The organism is Bacteroides muris (ex Afrizal et al. 2022), from assembly GCF_004793475.1.
In the GTDB taxonomy this organism is placed as follows: domain Bacteria; phylum Bacteroidota; class Bacteroidia; order Bacteroidales; family Bacteroidaceae; genus Bacteroides; species Bacteroides muris.
The window spans coordinates 81,275-100,730 of record NZ_SRYZ01000004.1 but is presented as its reverse complement, the minus strand read 5'-3'; the positions used below and the strand labels follow the sequence as shown (position 1 = coordinate 100,730).

Annotated in this window: 9 protein-coding genes; 3 read left to right on the top strand and 6 right to left on the bottom strand. The window is 46.8% G+C overall.

The genetic code is table 11. The features are described 5' to 3' along the window. Positions 1-5: 5 nt before the first annotated feature. From E5355_RS03330 to E5355_RS03315, 4 genes are all read right to left on the bottom strand, one after another. Entirely contained in the window at positions 6-1,250 is a 1,245-nt protein-coding gene (locus E5355_RS03330) for an AGE family epimerase/isomerase (RefSeq protein ID WP_136009172.1), read from the bottom strand. A 202-nt stretch (positions 1,251-1,452) separates the two neighbouring features. Next, positions 1,453-3,132 (bottom strand): RagB/SusD family nutrient uptake outer membrane protein, encoded by a 1,680-nt coding sequence (locus E5355_RS03325; RefSeq protein ID WP_136009171.1) that lies wholly within the window; start codon positions 3,130-3,132, stop codon positions 1,453-1,455. Positions 3,133-3,156: 24 nt separating this feature from the next. Further along, positions 3,157-6,330: a SusC/RagA family TonB-linked outer membrane protein gene (locus tag E5355_RS03320; protein ID WP_246866880.1), complete on the bottom strand. Its 3,174-nt coding sequence runs from the start codon at positions 6,328-6,330 to the stop codon at positions 3,157-3,159. A gap of 204 nt (positions 6,331-6,534) precedes the next feature. Further along, the gene (locus E5355_RS03315; protein ID WP_136009169.1) at positions 6,535-8,910 is read right to left on the bottom strand and encodes a TIM-barrel domain-containing protein; all 2,376 of its coding nucleotides are present in this window, start codon (positions 8,908-8,910) and stop codon (positions 6,535-6,537) included. A gap of 256 nt (positions 8,911-9,166) precedes the next feature. Here E5355_RS03315 and E5355_RS03310 point away from each other — a divergent pair, with 256 nt between their 5' ends. Both E5355_RS03310 and E5355_RS03305 read left to right on the top strand, forming a co-directional pair. Beyond that, positions 9,167-13,078 (top strand): hybrid sensor histidine kinase/response regulator transcription factor, encoded by a 3,912-nt coding sequence (locus E5355_RS03310; protein WP_136009168.1) that lies wholly within the window; start codon positions 9,167-9,169, stop codon positions 13,076-13,078. Between the two features lie 327 nt (positions 13,079-13,405). Then, positions 13,406-15,940: a glycoside hydrolase family 9 protein gene (locus E5355_RS03305; protein WP_136009167.1), complete on the top strand. Its 2,535-nt coding sequence runs from the start codon at positions 13,406-13,408 to the stop codon at positions 15,938-15,940. Between the two features lie 153 nt (positions 15,941-16,093). Here the strand turns inward: E5355_RS03305 and E5355_RS03300 are convergent, their stop codons facing one another. After that, a complete protein-coding gene (locus E5355_RS03300) occupies positions 16,094-17,515 on the bottom strand; it encodes a sialate O-acetylesterase (RefSeq protein WP_136009166.1) in 1,422 nt (473 codons plus the stop codon). Between the two features lie 193 nt (positions 17,516-17,708). Here E5355_RS03300 and E5355_RS03295 point away from each other — a divergent pair, with 193 nt between their 5' ends. Further along, entirely contained in the window at positions 17,709-18,836 is a 1,128-nt protein-coding gene (locus E5355_RS03295; protein ID WP_136009165.1) for an AAA family ATPase, read from the top strand. Between the two features lie 51 nt (positions 18,837-18,887). On the opposite strand, the gene E5355_RS03290 is transcribed toward E5355_RS03295, so the two are convergent. Beyond that, positions 18,888-19,424, bottom strand: a complete 537-nt coding sequence (locus E5355_RS03290; RefSeq protein ID WP_136009164.1) for a hypothetical protein — start codon at positions 19,422-19,424, stop codon at positions 18,888-18,890. Between the last annotated feature and the right edge of the window lie 32 nt (positions 19,425-19,456).

The following is a 19,456-nucleotide window of genomic DNA, read 5'->3' as shown; positions in this document are numbered from 1 at the left end:
ACATATTATTTTAAACGATTATACATTTCCACTCCCAAACGTACCGTATGATATGGACAACGCCACATACTCACTTTGGGAGCTTCCTTTTTAGGCTCTCCGTCGAAACAGTCGCTATACCATTCCCCATATTCCTTGTCTATCATATGGTCTTTGACAAAAGTCCAGACCGTATCAACCGATTGTAGATAAACGTCACTCCCGCTGATTTGCCAAGCATTGACACAAGCTATCATCGTTTCAATCTGGCCCCACCATGAGGCATGCTTGGTTTTTCTGTCACCTTTCTTCTCGTAAATCATATAGCCTTTATCACTCATTCCTTCAGCCAGACAAGCTTCCGTCACATCCAATGCAAGCTGATTTGTCTGTTCTATCAGGTCCTGATTTTCCAGCGTACGGGCAGCCTCACAAAGCAACCATCCAGTCTCAACATCATGTCCGTAAGAATCCATTTCGACCAGACTATTCCACTCATTATCAAAGAACAGATTGAAATGCCTCCTTGACGGGTCGTAAATGCGGTTCATGAACAAATCGACGCAAAACTCAAGCCTTTTCTTCAAACTGCTGTCCTTCCAACACTGATATAAAAGAGTATAAGCTTCCAACACATGCAGATGGGCATTCATGGTCTTGGGAGCGTTATTATCATATTGCTCCAATTTTTCCCAATTTTCGGTAAAGGATTCCACATAACCGTCATATTGCGGTTCGCGACCTTTTTCTTCCAAGACATGATACAAACTAATAGCAGTTTTCAGACTTTCGTCGTTACCCGTCGCCAGATAGTGCTCTGCTAATCCATAAATAGCATAAGTCATGGCATAAGTATACTTAGAGGCATTCACTACTTCACCATCGGGGTTGACCAACCAATACACCCCACCGTTCTTCTTATCAATAAATGTATCGATAAAATAGCGCTGAGACTTGTTGGCAAGTTTCAGATAAGATTCATCTCCAAATGTACGGTATGCAGCAGAAAAACTCCACAGAATCCGGGCATTCAGAACCCCTCCTCTCGGAGCATCCACTACCGGAGTACCATTCCGCAATACAGTTCCATAAAAACCGCCGTCGGGAGCCACTGCATAATCCATCCAAAACGGCAACACGCTGTCCCTGACATTCGTGACAATCTCTGTACGCATGCGTGTCTGCATATCTGTCTCCCCTGAATGCGACCGGCAGCCTGCCAGACAAGACGCAACCAGCAGTGCTATCCAATAAAACATCTTCCTTTCCATAATTATTCTCTAAAACCGTCAAACTTTTCCTTGTATAACTCCCCTTTTATCAGAGACTGGTGTTCGTCGTCTCAAGTACTGGTGTTTATCATGTCAGACACTGGCTTTCATCACGACAGACACTGACATCTATCATAACAACGACCGGTGCCTGACATTTCACTCACAAATATTTTATTATTAAGTGTTTATCTATAATTTATCAATATCCCGGGTTCTGGTCTTCCTGATTGATGAGCGGATTCGTCAAAATCTCATTCGTCGGAATCGGGAAGATTTCCTGATAAGCCTCGTGCTCAAAGAAACGGAATGAGTCACCGGTCTGCAGACAAGCCTCTTGTGAAGAGTTGGCTGCTGTCTTCGGATATTCGGCGGCAAACCATTCTTTACACATACCCATACGGCACAAATCATGGTAAAGCGAGAACTCGGCATTGAATTCATGGCGACGCTCTATAATCAGCGCCACCTTCCATACCGGAGAAGTATAGCCTTTGGCTGCCTTATAGCTTGTATAATAGGTCTCTGCATCCGGCACTTCCACCGTCTGGGTATTCAACATGTCGGCGGGTAGGTCAGTCATTGTCGCTTCCATCTCCAGATTACCCCAAGCGCGGTTACGTATCTGACGTATCATGTTCCATCCGGTAGCGTTGTCATCTGTCTCGAAACAACATTCTGCATAGTCGAGCATGATGCCTGCATAACGCTTCAGAGTCAACGAAATCGGATTGAACACCTTGTTGTTCTCACCCGGCTTGCATCTCCAGTATTTCAAGGAATAAACAGTAGGCATATTTTCGGAACCTTGGAAAAGACCGTCAAAACCACTTGTCACCCCTACAGTCTGCCCGGTAATAGGATGCGTATCCCCTTTGGCAACAGCAGAGTACTGGCGGCGTTTGTCACCCGGTTCAAAGGAACGTACAAACTCCCAAGAAAGACAGAGAGAACCCCAGCCTCCCCATTCGGGTGCCGCACACATATATCCGTACCACATCATGGCATCTGAAGACGAATCGGCTCCCCAACCCATATATCCTTGTTCATGATACATCACCTCAAATACGGACTCTTTAGTCCAATGTGTATCCCAGGCATGAAGGTTACCGAAGCAGGGCTCCAATGAATAGGTTCCGCTGTCCACTATATCCTTCAGTTCCGTCTTGGCTTTCGTAAAGTCTTTCTTCAACATATACAGCTCGGCCAAATAAGCTTTGCAGAACCCCTTGGTTATACGTCCGTATTCACCATTCATGGGTAACCAATCCAGATGGTCGCGTCCAAAAGACAAATCTTCCTCGATAGCCGCATAAGTCTCATCCACGGATTCCGGGCGTGCCTTTCCTACCGAAGTAGTATAGGTTTCACCGGTAAGCAACATCGGTACCCTTCCGAAAAGTTTCGTCAGGTAAAGGTAGTTATAACCGCGGATGGCACGTGCTTGCGCTTCATAAACGGTCTTGGAATTGCTGTCCGCAAATATAGAGGCATCCGCTGTCTCCAGGCCAGCCAGGAAACGGTTTGCACGGTCCACTGCACGATAACTCATCCGCCATGCAGTCTCCAGGGAACCCTTATCGGGTTTCCAGGCATGACGCTGCCATTCCGCATCCCAACCGGAAGCCTGACAGTCCATCGTAGAATGGTTGGCAGCAAATACCTGAGGCTTGAATCCCCATGTCTCGTCATCACCGGAACCGTGCTGGTCCGTATAAAAGGTATCATAAAGTCCGTTCAGTCCGGAAAGAACATTCTCCTCCGTCTTAAACATGAAATCCGCCGGAAGAATATCGTAATGATCCACTTCCAAATAATCGTCACAAGACGTTACGGTGCTTAAGACCAGCACACCGATCAACAGTTTATATAAGTTTTTCATAATCATATTTTTTATCCGTTAGTATTAGAACTGTACACTCAGACCGAAAGTAACCGACATCGGGAACGGATAACGTCCTCCGTCAAATCCCGAATACAATACATTGGAGTCACCGACTTCCGGATCACCGAACTTATTGTACGAAGAAATGGTACATACATTGTCGACACTGGCAAATACGCGTGCATTTTCCATTTTCACCGGTTTCAGCACATTCTTCGGGAATGTATATCCTATCTGAATATTTGAAATCTTCAGATAATCCCCCTTCTGGATGTAAGCGTCGGACACACGCATATTCTTATTATAGTCTGTCTTGGTGATACGCGGATATTTGGCACCGGTATTCGAAGACGACCATGCATTATTGATATATTCCTTCAGTACATTCTGATAACCGCCGTCGGGTGCATAGACAGAGGTCAAGCGGGCCGAAGAATAAGAAAGGATATCCATACCGGCTACACCGTACAAGTTCATTGAGAAATCAAAGTTTTTCCAGGAAGCGGTAAGGTTCATTCCGTAAGTGAACTTGGGATATCCATTGCCTATAACAGTACGGTCGGCATCGGTAATCTGCCCGTCACCATTCAAATCAACAAACTTATAGTCGCCGGGCTGGGTAGTCTTGTCCTGATATACACCACTTTCAACTCCCTTTTCAACCGCCAGCCTATTCATTTCATCAATTTCGGCCTGGGTTCTGAAAATACCTTCTACCTTCCAGCCATAGTAGGAACCTACAGGATAGCCGTTCTGTGTAATGGAGTGGTTGTCCCAGTTGTCGCCATCTTGTGCTGAACCTGACTTGCTGAATATCGGATCGCCGACTTCAATAGCCTCGTTCTTCAGAGTAGACCCATTCAGTCTTATGCCGATATTCCAATCGCTGAAGCTCTTGTTCCATGCAGCAGTAAACTCGAAACCTGAGTTACGGATATGTCCCGCATTAGTATAGACATTGGCGAAACCGGTGGAAGGACGAATCTGACGATACAGAAGCAGGTCTTTTGCGTCACGGATAAAGTAATCGGCAGAGAAAGAAAGCTCATTGTTCATAAAGGCAAAGTCAATACCGATATTTGTCTGCTCATTGGTTTCCCATTTCAGGTTGGTATCAATTTCTTTCTGCTGGGCGATACCGGCACCGTTAATCACACTCGAACCATTAAAGAACCAGTACATTGCATTTGCCGAAGACAACTGTGCAATGGACAAGTTGGTACCATTGCCCGCATTACCGGTCTGTCCCCATCCGGCACGCAACTTCAAGTTACTGAACAGTTCCAAATCCTTAATGAACCTTTCCTCGGAAAGACGCCAAGCTACAGAAGCGGAAGGGAATGTACCGTAACGATTGCCGGCACCAAAGTTCGAAGAACCGTCGCGGCGTACCGTTGCAGTCACAATATAGCGGTCGTTCAAAGTATAAGTCAGACGGCCGAAGTAAGAAAGGAATCTTGTCTTCAGGTCCAGCCCGCCATCCGTTTGCTTGGAAGAAGGATCATTGGTCAATGAAATTTGGCGGATGTTATCTGCCGGGAAATCGTTGGCACTGGAATTCAGCCAGGCACCGTTCGTATCGCTGGTAGAGAAACCGGCCATTGCACTTACGCGGTGGTGCTCATTGGACCAGTCATAGTTCAAGAACGCTTCCAGACCAAGTGAGGTAGACTGGCTCTGATTCAGCGAGAACGAGTCCTTACGGTCTTGAGTTCCAAAAGTTCTGTCATTGTAAGCCGTATAGCCATTATAACCTCTGGTATAATAATTATAGCTGGCAATGGTCTTGAAAGTCAATCCTTTGTACAAATCGAGCTGCAGAAAAGCACTGGCGAGCAAACGGTCCCATTTATTGATGCTGTCGGCAGTCCTGGCAGCAGCAACCAGATTGTCAGCTCCCTTGTTCACGTCACCGTTACCTTCTTTCTTGTAATGTCCCCAAGTACCGTCGGGCAACACAATAGGCATGGAATAGAAAACACCGTCCTCTACATAATCCATGGTTGGAATGGCTTGTGCATAATTTCTCAGGTTGCCTCCTCCCATCTTTTCCGAATGCGCATAGTTCAAGTTCAAGCCTACATGCAGGAAGTCTTTCACTTTGTGGGTGATATTAGCGCGTGCCGTCAAGCGTTTAAAATTCGATTCAATCACGATACCTTGATTGTTCAAGTAACCCAGAGATAAGTTGGCCTGGGTATTTTCGCTGCCTCCCGAAGCAGAAAGATTATAGTTCTGCTGTAATGCCGTGCGTGACATTTCGTCCTGCCAGTCAATGCTGTTCAGCCTGCCTATGTAATCCTCGCCATACGCCAGATTGGTCATGGCAATACCGTCATTCTTGACGGCGGAACGTACAGCGCTTGCAAACAAGTCCGCGTCAGCCACATCAATCTTATTCGAATTGAACTGAAGGGCATAGTTGGCCGAGAAGTTCACCTTTGCCTTACCCTTACCGCCGTTCTTGGTAGTAATCATAATGACACCATTGGCACCGCGGGTACCATAGATTGCCGTAGCCGAAGCATCCTTCAGAATTTCGATGGACTCTACATCATTAGGATTCAAGAAATCGATGGAAGTTCCCACCTGCACACCGTCCACTACATAGAGTGGGTCGGCAGAGCCATTCACGGTTGCCACACCGCGGATACGGATGGAGAAACCTCCTTCCGGGTCACCGGAAGAACGGATGACAGATACACCTGCCGCAGCTCCCTGCAAACCTTGTCCCAAGTTCACCGGATTCCGCTTCATCATCTCCTCCGCATTCACGGAAGCCACAGAACCGGTGAGGTCGGATTTCTTCATCGTACCGTAGCCCACAACAACCACCTCATCCAAGGTTTCGGTATCCTCCTTTAAAGTAATTTTCAGAGCATTCATATTCCCGGTTACTTTGACCGTTCGCGCCAGATAACCGATGTAACTGGTCTTCAGCGTAGAACCTACGGGACACTGCAAGGAGAAGTTACCCTCCAGATTGGTAATCATACCGTTTGTCGTACCTTCCACAATGACATTGGCACCGATGATGGGCTCGCCTTTCTCATCCACCACTTGGCCCTTCACAGTAACTACACTCTGCTGTACGACAGTGACACTTGCAAACGGCTGTACGCTTGTTGCAAAGAGAGGTCCGGCACATGCCAGCGATACTGACATAATGCCCAAATACTTCATCACATTTCTCATAAATACTAAATACTTAGGTTTAACAAATACCCCAATCATAAGTACAAAAGCTGTGCGACACAATTTTGTGCCACCTTAGAGGCACTGCCGTGCCATTGGGAAGGCACATCTGTGCCACCATAGTGGCACAGATTTCGGTAACTATATCCCGTTCTCTTCCATACCGGCTGGGGCGAATTCAATATAGATTTCCAAAGATTAAGTTCAGAAACTCAGGGAAGTTCCTTCAACCTTGTTCAACAATTGCGGTTTGGCCTTTCCGCAATCCACTTTCACAACCTGAATACGGTTGTCGGCAGGTAGACAAACCAATCCTTCCGCCTGCTTCTTGTCAGCACTGTATACCTTCAGATTCATTTTGCTCCAATCCATCTCAGCAGTGGACTGCACCAACTTCAGATGAGGAAGTACCGAACCGTCACGTACCAGCATGATTATCGGCAGACTGCCTGCTTCAATCTTATGCCATCCGCCTTCATACACTTTCTCTGTCTGGTAGTCTATCCACTTTCCTTCGGGAAGGTAAACAGTGCGACCAGTCATACCGGATTCGAGCAAAGGGGCAACCAGAATCTGCGAACCGAAGAGATACTCATCGTCCACCTTCCATGCTCCCGGATCATCGGGGAATTCTACAAACAAGGCTCTTAGCATCGGCAACCCCTTTTCTGTACATTCTTTAGCCTGAGCGTACACATAAGGCATCAGACGATACTTCATCTCTGCACTCTTGCGGAAGACATCCTGCACACGCTTGCTGTCGTACAACCACGGCTCTGTCGGAGGTGCCCCATGTGCGCGGGTATGGGAGGTAAGGAAACCGAACGGTATCCAGCGGCAATACAAGTCCTCCGGAGTGGATTTTACAAAACCGCCCATATCATGGCTCCAGAAGGAGAAACCGGACAAGCCGAAGGACAAGCCTGCACGAAGCGTACCCAGTAGTCCCGTGTTCGTAGTTGCAGCATCACCGCCCCAATGCAATGGATAGCGCTGGGAACCGGCCCATGCGGCACGTGCCCACATTATATTCTCGTTGTGCAACTTCTTGGTTATCTCGGACACTGCCATATCATAACGCACCGGGTAGAGATTATGCTCATACCATCCGCTCTTGCCAGAGGCATAAATACCGTTCAGTGGAGCAGCCTCGCCAAAGTCAACCTTGATGGCACCGACACCGATATTCAGCAATCCCGCCAGTTTGTCCTGATACCACTTTACTGTTTCCGGATTGGAAAAATCGAGCACAACATCTTCGTAGGGAAGTTCACCATTTCCATTCTTCACATACATGTCTTTCTCTATCAGTTCAGAGAAATAACGGTTTTTAGGAGTGAAATAAGGCAACTGCCACAAACATACATGGAAACCTTGTGACCTCAAATCCTTCAACATCTGCTGTGGATTCTGGAAACGGTTCTCGGAGAATTCATAGTCACACTGCCAGTCCACATCAAACCAGCCGGTATCGAAATGGATAACATCGCACGGATACTTGTTCTTACGGATATTGGCCGCTACATCATAACCTTCCTTTTCACTGAAATAGGTAATACGGCTCATCCACGTACCGAAAGACCACAAGGGGGGCATACCCGGCTTTCCTACCAAATCGGTGTACTCGTCCAGAATATCTTTTGGCTCGCCAAAAAAGACGAACAAATCCAGGTTTTCGTCGCCCATAAACATTTTGTTCAGCCCAATATAAGTAGCACCAAAATCACAAGTCACGGGAGCGGATGTATGCATAAACATACCATACCCCCGGTTACTCATAAAGAAAGGAATCGGTTTGTACATCTGGTCCGTCTCAGGTCCTTGTGGATCTGTAACAAACAGATTTACTTTCTGCCCCACTTTGTTCAACCCTGTAGCAGACTCGCCACAGCCAAAAATCATCTCATCCGCAGTTAAAGTAAATACCGGATTGATGCGGCGGGCATTGTCGCTTCCCCGCTTCACAAAACAGAACGGCGTGTATTTTACCTGCGTAGAGTCCGCATCACTCAAAGCGGCAGTCTGACTCAAGATACGTCCGGCTTTATCCTTCAAGACAATTCTCCAGGGATTCTTGTTAATCTGAATGGTTCCATAGTCGCTGGAATAGACAATCTTGTCATTCGTCTCGGTAACTTTCCAGCTTCCATCCCTGCCCGGTTCCTTTGCCAACATGATGGAAGCGGCAGGTTTAGGTTCCACCGGGGTCGTTAGCATACGGATACGTACTGTACGCGGAGTTACAAAGTCAATCTTGAATTTGAGGTCAGGGTCATTTTCATAGGCAGTGAAAGGGAAATCGAGCATTCTCATTTTACGGGGCTGTGCACCGTTGGTATTGAAGGCTTGGCGGGGCATCAGATGCCCGCGTTTCCAGTTCACCAGCCCTTCACCCGACTTGGCATCGAATGACTCCAAGTGGTCTGCAAAAAACAAGGTATTACTCAAGTCACGGAAATCGGCACTCATGTCCAGAGGTTGGTTCATCAGATACGAGGTACCGTCATTGACATGTGGCTGTGCCAACAGATTGCCGCCGGCAAACAACAGCATCGCCACTGCTAAAAGTTCTTTCTTCATACTATTAGGATTTAAATAATCTTGCCTGCAAATGTATTTTTCTTAAAGGAAACACAGATGCCTTAAAAATGTATTTTAATATCCGGTTTTGTTTCATAGAACCCATACAGGGCCATTGGAAACAAAATGCATACTATTTTTCACCAAACGGAGGATATCATCCCACGCGAATACGCAAATCTTCCCTTGCTCGTTCGGAGGATTATATCTAAGTTTGCAGTTACAATATTGTCAATCCTTCCAATAAAGAAAATACATGAAACAACTGCTTCTATTCCTTATATGCAACCTGGCCTTCCTCCTTACTGCTCAAGGTAACTCAGCGGAAATCCCGCCGGCTGTCATGTTCAAGCAGCTCTCTACAACAGAAGGACTCTCCAACAACAGTATCCGAAGCATCTACAGAGACAAAAGGGGATTCCTCTGGGTGGGGACAGAATCAGGACTCAACAAATACGACGGCTACTCCTTCCAGCAGTATTACCAAAACAACTCCGACCTGCCGGACGATGCCATCAGCGAAATCTTCGAAGGGCCGGACGACAATGTATGGATAAGGACTTCCAGCGGCTACAGTATCTATAATTATAAGACCGGTAAATTCGACAATGACTATAAACCCATACTCGATGGGCTGCAAATCCCCAGTAAAAACATTCTGAGGATGGGAAAAACCTCCAAGAATGAATTTTGGGCCTACGACTATTCCAAATTTTACATACGAAGCATGGACAACAGCTCCATCAAAGCCTATCCACTGGCAGTTGAAAAGATTTCAAGCCTCTATATAGGTGTCCAGTTCATTTATATAATGTACTCCAACGGTACCCTATACAGTATCAGCAAGCAGACTTCCGAAGTCAAGGAAATAGCCATTCCCGCCATCTATAGACCTTTGCTGGAGAATCATGAGCCACACATTTACATAGACCAAAACGAAAGCCTATGGGTATACACCTTCCAAAACAGCCTGCTTTTGCACAAGAACAGTTTTACACAGCAATGGGAGAACATCAGCCTGAACGATAATACCCGCATACAGTACAATCGCGTGCAACGCATCCTCGACCTGGGAGACGGCAACGTATGGATACTTACCAGCCATATGGGGCTGTTCGTTTACAACATCCTGGCCAAATCGCTTACCAACTTAGTGCACAACCCATTGAAACCGCACACCATTGCCAGCAACAATCTGAATACCATTTACCGGGACAAAGACGGAACCATATACATAGGGAATTTCAAACACGGTATTTCCTATTATAGCCCCACGTCCCAAATCATACTATGCAACAAATCCCTGGAATATGATGACATCCTGACCTTCTGCGAAGACACAAGCCAGGAATCCATTTACTACGGAACAGACGGTACGGGACTAATCCGACGCTCACTGGTGACTGATTCATACGAAAAAATTGCAACTCCCGCCAATATTGTAGTTGACTTATCCATCGACTCCAAAAACCGCTTATGGATAGGCACCTTCCAGAAAGGACTGCTATGCTACTCGAAAGGGCAAATCAAACAATACACAGTAAATAACAGCCAGCTTCTCGAGAACAATGTGTATACAGTAGAGGTGGACAAACACGGATACATCTGGATAGGCACCATGAAGGGATACATACAGAGGTTAAATCCGGAAACCGGGCAGTTTGACACCATCTTGTACCGTCCGGGAGAATTCTTTGTCCGTGATATGTACTATGACAAAGACAGCACCCTTTACGTAGCAACCAGAGGAGGACTCATTATTATCGATACGGAAACCCAAGCCTATAATATCTACACCGAAGCCGGCCGCTTCAAGGAGAACAATATGCTCACTGTCTATAAGGACAGCCGGAACCTTCTTTGGATAGGACATCCACACGGACTGAGCATATGGAACCAGAAGAACGACTCCATCTACTTCCTTGACCAGAAAAACGGACTTGCCGCCAATCTCGTCAGAGCCATCACAGAAGACAACAACAACCAAATGTGGATTGGCACCGGCAACGGCATCTCACGAATCAAAATAACAAACGATACATACGCCATCGTGAACTACTCCGCAAGCGACGGACTGATATGCAACGATACCAATGTCCACGCCATCCTCAAACTGCAGAACGGCAATATACTGATAGGTACCCCCAAAGGTTACCAGACTATCATTCCACAAGACATCCTGACCACAAGTTATGATGCCAACATTTACCTTACCGGTATTGAGCTCAAATCCGGAATGCCCCATCCGGACATCCTGAACGGCAGCTCACTTGAATGTGCACAACACCTTTCCTTCACTGAAAAGGAAAATTCATTCACTCTGTCCTTCTCTGCCCTCGACCTGGTGGAAACGGATAAGATAAAATATGCCTATAAGATTCATTCCAACTGGATTTATGCCGAAAACAACAAAGTAAACCTATCCATGCTGACTGCCGGAAACTATACTTTATCCGTCAAGGCATGCAACTCACAAGGCATATGGAGCCCCAACATCAAGGAACTGAAAATAAAGATACTCCCTCCTTGGTGGCGCACCTGGTGGGTCTATACCATATATACCGGTATCATTTTGTGTATCCTTCTGTCCATTATCCGCAATCTGCGCTTACGCCAAAAGCAGAAACAAATCATGCAAGCCATCGAGGTGGAAAATGAAAGGCAGCAGAAAATCAACAATATGAAACTACAGTTCTTTGCCAACATAAGCCACGAACTGCGGACTCCCTTGTCACTTATCATCAATCCGCTTGAAGAGTTTTTCGTAGACCATCCCGAATATCGTAAAGGTATTCTGGATATGGTCAAACAAAATGCCGACTATCTGCTGGAACTGATTAACCAACTGCTGGATTTCAGAAAGCTGGATGCCAAGGCTGAAACCCTGAAATGCAAACATGACAACATCCTTATCATTCTGAGTGAAATATTCCACTCTTTCAATCCGATAGCACAGAAGCGGAACATCAGCTATAGCCTTACCACTCCACAACATTCTGTCTTCATGGATTTCGACTATGACAAAATACGCAAGATATGCACGAACATACTGTCAAATGCATTCAAGTTCACTCCCAATAAAGGAAGCATCTCACTGGATATTGCCGTAAGAGGCACAAATCTGGAACTGACCTTTACCGACACAGGTTGCGGCATAGAAGATGAATCCAAGGAGAAAATATTCCAAAGATTCTATCAGTCTGGGAAAAACCAATCAAGCAACGGAGGCAGCGGCATCGGACTGCACATTGTTTCCGAATACGTAAAGATGCATCAGGGTACTGTCTGTGTCAGGGATAACCAGCCTTGCGGTTCCGTATTCCTGATTACCCTCCCCCTGCACCAGAACAGTAATGAAAGCAGAAATGGAGAACCAATCGAAAAACCGGAAATAAAGGAAGAAACCCATCCATTCACCATATTACTCGTAGATGACAACTACGACTTCTTGAAGTTTCTCTCTGAAAGTCTCGCCAGACAGTATCATGTATTAAAAGCCACAAACGGAAAACATGCACTGAATGTACTGGAAAAGGAAGATATTGATTTAGTGGTCAGTGACATCATGATGCCCGAGATAGATGGTCTGGAACTATGCTCAACCATCAAGAACGATATACGCTATTCACATATCCCCATCATCCTGCTGACAGCTAAAGCAAGCGAGGAGCATCAATTGGAGGGACTTGGCGTCGGTGCGGACGACTACATCACCAAGCCTTTCAATATGGAAGTCCTCAAGCTGCGCATCAACAAGATTATCGAGATGAACGTAAAACGGCAGAAAATATTCAATCAGGACATTAAAATCGAACCAAGCCGTATCACCATCACCCCTCTTGACCGGCAGTTGGTAGAAAAAGCCATCCGGATTGTAGAGGACAACATCAGCGAAACTGAGTTCTCTGTCGAGGAGCTGGCCAGCAGCCTGAATATATCACGCAGCTATTTCTACAAGAAAATGATTAAGATTACGGGCAAGAAACCCATCGAGTTCATCAGAACCATCCGCATGAAACGGGCACAGCAGCTCCTGACAGAAAGCCAGATGCAAATCGCGGAGATTGCCTACACACTAGGCTATAATTCTCCCAAAGTATTCTCCAAGCATTTTAAAGATGAGTTCCACATCAGCCCGTCCGAGTTCATAAAGCAGCAGGCTGAATAGTCACGTTATTTTGCCCCAATACATCCAACGCTACTAAAGCAGCACTCCGGTTGACAACAATCTCATTGGAAACATAAGAGCATTCCGCATCCGTAATAAGATTCATCCGACAAGAAGGGCACAATTGATTCCAATAGAGACTACCTTTGGACATCCGGCCCTTGCTTTATCAAGACCAATATCTGTCAGTTCCCCCCACACAATATTTGTCTTCGAAATATAGGCAAAAGACACATTCCATAACGTAATTGGCTACAAACAAAAACCATCTGTTTCCCAATTAGTCCGTATATTAGTGGAAAATTCTATAACTCAAAAATAGATACTATGAGAAAGAAACATTTCCTGTTTGCATCAGTCCTAGCACTGCTTTGCGGCAGCAGTACGCTGCATGCGCAAGACTTCAAGCTGACATCCTCCGGTTATTTCAAGAACCAGGGAGTCGACGTCATGGCTTTTGATGACATCTATCCCGAAGGACACCAGGGAGGAGTATGTATCATCATGAACGGACACCGCGTGGCAACGAATGGAGACATCCGACTGGAAGCCACCCCCGGACAATGGCAACCCGTACCGAAACAGCTCGACCGGAAGCTCGGCGACAACAGCATCACCGCCACGCTGTGCTATCCCGACTCTTCACGCCACCTCACCGGATTCAATCCGATGATTTACCCGGACCTCCACCTTATATATACGGTAAAAGTGGAAAGCAAAGGTAAGCACATCGAAGTGACCGTAGACCTGGACCGCCCCATTCCCCAGGAATTCATCGGGAAAGTGGGCTTCAACCTCGAATTCTTCCCAGGTTCCCTCTTCGGCAAGCCTTGGATTATGGACGGTCAGAGCGGAATCTTCCCGCAACAGCCCAACTCCCCCCTGATGACAACCCAACCCAACCATCTGCATACAGGAAACTACCATGACGGCAAGCAATCGCTGGCAGACATGGACAAACTGATAGGAAAAGGTTACAGCCCGATTGTGGCAGACGACATCATCAGCGAACCTTACGCCAAAGGAACCAAGTTCACCTCCCGACCGGATGACCCCTACAACAAAGTCACCATCGAATCATTGGGCGGTGATCTGCAACTGTTTGACGGCCGGATGAACCACAACAACGGCTGGTTCGTACTGCGCAGCAACATAAAGCCGGATGTCACCAAAGGCGCCGTCAAATGGATTATCACTCCGAACGTAGTGGCCGACTGGATGTATCAGCCGGTTATCCAGACTTCACAGATAGGTTATCATCCCGCCCAGGACAAGGAAGCTGTCATCGAAATGGATATACGTGACAATAGAAAGGAAACGGCACAAATCATCCGTATCGATGCCGACGGCGAAAAGGTTGTCAAGAACGTCACTCCTGCCAACTGGGGAAAGTTCCTGAGGTACAACTACCTGAAGGTGGACTTCACGGATGTGAAGGAACCGGGACTTTATAAGATCAAATATGATACTTCCGTGTCCCCCATCTTCCGCATCGACAATGACGTATATGCCCGCGGCGTATGGCAACCCGTACTGGAATATTTCCTTCCCGTACAGATGTGCCATATGCGCGTCAACGAGAAGTACCGCGTATGGCACGACTGCTGCCACATGGACGATGCCCGGATGGCACCGGCACACAACCATATCGACGGCTACGACCAGAAAGAGGGCCTGTCCAAGTTCAAGTCCGGTGAAGTGGTTCCCGGAGTGAACATAGGCGGCTGGCACGATGCCGGAGACTTTGACCTCCGCATCGAATCCCAAGCCGGAGAATCCTATATCCTGGCATTGGCCTACGAAGCTTTCCGACCGGATTTCGACGTGACTTCCATCGACCAAATAAACCGTGTGACGGAAATCCACCAGCCCGACGGTAAGAATGACTTGCTGCAACAAGTAGAGAACGGCGCCCTTACGGTAGTCAACGGCTATCTGGCACTGGGACGTCTCTACCGGGGAATCATCTGCAACGACCTGCGCCAGTACGTACTTCTGGGTGATGCCGCCGCCATGACGGACGGAAAAATCGGTAATGAAGACGACCGTTGGATATTTACAGAGGACAACCCCGGACGGGAACTGTCGACAGCTGCCCAACTTGCTGCCGTATCACGTGTATTGAAAGGCTTCAATGATACATTGAGCGTGCATTGCCTCGACATTGCCCGCAAAGTATATGCGTCTACCGGAAGCGGCAACAACAGAGCCTTGTTCCCCAAAGTGCAGGCAGCCGTAGAACTGTACCTCACCACGGGCGAACAACCCTATATGGACTTCATCCTGGACAACCAGGAGCTCATCACCAAGCAGATAGGCCGCATCGGCTGGTACACGGCACGTGTGGAAAAACAGTTCGCACAGATGAAGAACAAGAAAGCCAAAGCTTTCTCCACCGCTTTCCGCAAAGCTCTGACCGGATACAAACAAGAACTGGACAAGCAAGTGCAGGAGACTCCCTATGGCGTTCCCTACCGTCCGAACATCTGGGGTGCAGGCTGGGATATACAGCGTTTCGGCTTCCAGCACTACTTCCTGACAACCGCCTATCCGGAAATATTCCCGAAAGCACCGGTATTCAATGCCCTCAACTTCATTCTCGGATGCCACCCGGGCTCCAACCAGGCTTCCTTCGCCTCGGGTGTCGGCGCACAATCAGCCACTGTAGGCTACGGACTGAACCGCGCAGACTGGTCGTACATTCCCGGTGGAGTCATTTCCGGTACGGCGCTTATCCGTCCCGACTTCCCGGAACTCCTCACGTTCCCGTTCCTCTGGCAACAAACTGAGTATGTGTTGGGAGGAGGTTCGTCCCACTATATGTTCCTGGTACTTGCAGCAGAACAGTTGCTGAAACAATAAGAAAGACAGAGGGGGAACAAAACCCTCTGGATATTTTCTTTTAGGCGCGGATTACACGGATTTCACGGATTTAGTTTACTGCATCCGTGGATTCCGCGTAACCCGCGCCCAATATTATAGTATAATGAAAGTGTTTATATACTTTTCACTCTTTCACCAATTATCCGTACGGAACGGAATGGTAGGCAATTCATTCCCACCGATCATCGTACCAATCTGGAAATCATGGAAACAATAGCGCACGGCAACAGGACGGGACACCTTCTCCGAAGAAATCACGACCTCATTCGTCTGCCAGTGCAGCCATACTTTGTCGGCAGGATGGAACACACGGTCCTCACCCGCCACTTCGAAACCGCGAAGGTCATAGTTGCGACAGATACCCATTTCCAAATGGTCGAAGGAAACCCATGCTTCACTGCCTTTAGCGGTCCATGACTTATATTGTGGGCCGAAACAGTGTATCTGCTTCAATCCATAGGTGAGGTTCAATGCCAGATAACTCAAACGTTGGCCCACCTTCGTCTTGTTGCGGGGATGGATATTGTATATCTCATAAGGCTCTACAAGGTCGTTTGTAGAAATCATGGCACTGTTCGGAATCAGGCTTTGGGCACGGAATTGCGCTTCACGTAGGTAAGCAGCTTTCTCTTGCTGGATACCTCCATAGGCGTACGGCGCTATTTCGGCAAAGTAGAAAGGCAATTCGCCCAGTCCCCATTCTTTGCGCCACAGCTGCACCATATCGGCCAGACGCTCGGCGTATGTTTCATGACGGCCTACGTTAGACTCGCCTTGATACCAGATGAACCCTTTGATGGTATAGTTCTGAAGCGGCTTCAGCATGGCATTGTACATCAGCATGGGGCGGTGCATGGGATGCAGGCGTTCGATGGAATCGGGGTTGAGAGATATGTCTGGATAGTTTTCCAGCAGTTCACGGCTTATCCAACCTTCTACAGTGGCTCCACCGTAAGCGCTACAGATGATGCCGACCGGAATCCGGAGAGCACGGCTCAACGAAGTGGCAAAATAGTAGGCCGTCGCACTGAAATCAGGTGCGGTTTCTATGGAAGATATGTTCCAGCTACCTTTGCAGTCGGTTTGTGGTTCATAAGTCTGGTGCTTGGGAACGGTGAACATATGCACCCCCTTGTTCTCGGCAGAAGCTATGATGTCATCCGCTCCGTTCATGATGCAACAGCCGGCAAAACCTTTCAGGGGCATTTCCATATTGCTCTGGCCGGAAGCAAGCCATACTTCACCGATTAGGATATTCTTCAACGTAGTTTTTTCTCCGTCATCAAAGGTTATCTCATAAGGCGTGTATCCTGCTGCCGGAGTTTTCACGGCAAGCAGCCAACGTCCGTCTTTATCGGCACGGCAAGTGGAGGTTTGTCCGTTCCACGAAGGCGTGACGCGTACTTCGGCTTTCGGTGCAGCCGTTCCCCACAGTTTCACTTCAGTCTGCTGCTGGAGTATCATGTTGTCGCCTACCAGTGCAGGCAGTTTTACTTTAGCGCCCAGCGAGGCGGCGCAGCATAATAGAATCAATGCAAGAGTCTTACTTTTCATAGTATATTTGTGTTTAATACTATACTCGGAATCAATAACGTGAGCAAAAATAAGGCTTTTTTGCTCACGTTCTCCGTTTCATGTGCAAAAAGTGGGTGTTTTTGCACATGTGCTCAAACAAAATTATACATAGATGTATTATACATTGATGTATAATTTGTATATTTGTCATTAAATCAAGAACAGAAAGCTTATGAAATCACCTTTTCAATACGGCACACTGGTTGATAAAGAAAGTTTCGTCAATCGGGTAGAAGAACGAAAGCAACTGAAAGAATTGCTTGAATCGGGCATCAACGTAATGCTTATTTCACCGCGCCGATGGGGAAAATCGTCGCTTGTAAAAGTAGCTATGGACGAACTGACACAAGAAGACAAGCATATCCGTGTCTGCTTCATTGATGCATTCAGCATCAAGACGGAAGCTGAATTCTACCGCATCTTTGCGCGAGAAGTCATTTCTTGCGCCGCCTCCACCCTTGAAAAGAGGCTTGAAGATGTGAAACAGTTTCTTAAAGCCGTTTCTCCCAGTATCACATTGAAGAGCGACCCAACCGATACCCTCTCCTTTGACTTGAAATTGGAACTGGAAGAAAAAAGTGTCATGGAGATACTGGAACTACCCGAAAAGATAGCAGCTGCCAAAGGCATACACCTGATTGTCTGCATCGACGAGTTCCAACAACTGGCACTACTACCCGGCTACAAAAGTATGGAGGGAAAAATGCGCTCTGCCTGGCAGAAGCAGCAACAAGTTTCCTATTGCTTTTACGGAAGCAAGCGGCATATGATGATGGACATCTTCAACAATTCTTCTAGCCCCTTCTACCGCTTCGGACAAGTACTGTTCCTGCAAAAGATAAAGAAAGAGGAATGGGTACCCTTCATCGTCAATGCCTTCCACCGGACGAACAAAGAAATCAGCGAACAGCAAGCAGAACAACTGTGCGACATCGTGAAATGCCATTCGTGGTATTTGCAACAGTTGTGCTATTTCATCTGGAGCGGTACGTCTGAAAAAGTGACAGATGAGATTATCGAAATCCGTACCCGCCAACTGATAGACACCAACATGCCTATGTTCATGAACGACACCGAGAACCTGACTGCTGCCCAAACTGCCATGCTTCGTGCTGTAGCCGATGGTGAATACCGCTTCAACTCCATCCCCGTAGTGCGGAAATATGAATTGGGCAGTGCACAGACCATCACACGCAACAAGCGTATGCTGACAGAACGTGATTTCATTGAGAAAGAAGGAAACAAGTATGCTTTCTCCGACCCTATATTCGAGCTTTGGTTCAGAAGGGAGTATTGCTAAATGTGAGAAAGGGCGTGAGCAGGAAGTGATGCTTCCTGCTCACGCCAACAACTAAAGTTTCATAGACATTAAAATGCTTCTTCCTTGTAACTCATACATAGTAGACTCTATTAAGACCATCTTAGTACTTATTCCACTCATGCACAGGTTTCCTATCCTATGATTATCAAACAGCCTCTGGCCTTGAGAATCTATATATTCAGTATGTACATATACATCTGCATTCTCCAAATCCACTTCTTTCAACTCTGATAAAGAATATTCAAGTTCAATAGAGGCATGCATTTTCTCCGTTATCGCAACCGGATTAAATGGCTTACAACTATATGCATGATTCAATTTCGTAAACTCATTTAATAACTTAGGATGGCAAAGGGCAATATGGCTATTGGTTATTACTGCATTTTGCCAGTTCTTATTTACATAGGTAACCACAATACGTATCATATCATCCCTGATTATTCCATCACAAGCAATCAATGCTATTTTTGTTTTCTTTTCTATATATTTGCAATAAAATGGAATTCCGGTGACAATAGCCGATATGCTTATAGAGATAATCGAAATTATTAAAGATATTATTCCCATATAGTACGCCTTTTGATAGTACAACAAATTAT

Excerpts from the sequence above, each read along its gene's own strand:
- E5355_RS03320 (WP_246866880.1), bottom strand. The coding sequence starts at position 6,330 with ATGAGAAATGTGATGAAGTATTTGGGCATTATGTCAGTATCGCTGGCA.
- E5355_RS03305 (WP_136009167.1), top strand. The coding sequence starts at position 13,406 with ATGAGAAAGAAACATTTCCTGTTTGCATCAGTCCTAGCACTGCTTTGC.
- E5355_RS03325 (WP_136009171.1), bottom strand. The coding sequence starts at position 3,132 with ATGAAAAACTTATATAAACTGTTGATCGGTGTGCTGGTCTTAAGCACC.
- E5355_RS03295 (WP_136009165.1), top strand. The coding sequence starts at position 17,709 with ATGAAATCACCTTTTCAATACGGCACACTGGTTGATAAAGAAAGTTTC.
- E5355_RS03310 (WP_136009168.1), top strand. The coding sequence starts at position 9,167 with ATGAAACAACTGCTTCTATTCCTTATATGCAACCTGGCCTTCCTCCTT.
- E5355_RS03290 (WP_136009164.1), bottom strand. The coding sequence starts at position 19,424 with ATGGGAATAATATCTTTAATAATTTCGATTATCTCTATAAGCATATCG.
- E5355_RS03315 (WP_136009169.1), bottom strand. The coding sequence starts at position 8,910 with ATGAAGAAAGAACTTTTAGCAGTGGCGATGCTGTTGTTTGCCGGCGGC.
- E5355_RS03330 (WP_136009172.1), bottom strand. The coding sequence starts at position 1,250 with ATGGAAAGGAAGATGTTTTATTGGATAGCACTGCTGGTTGCGTCTTGT.
- E5355_RS03300 (WP_136009166.1), bottom strand. The coding sequence starts at position 17,515 with ATGAAAAGTAAGACTCTTGCATTGATTCTATTATGCTGCGCCGCCTCG.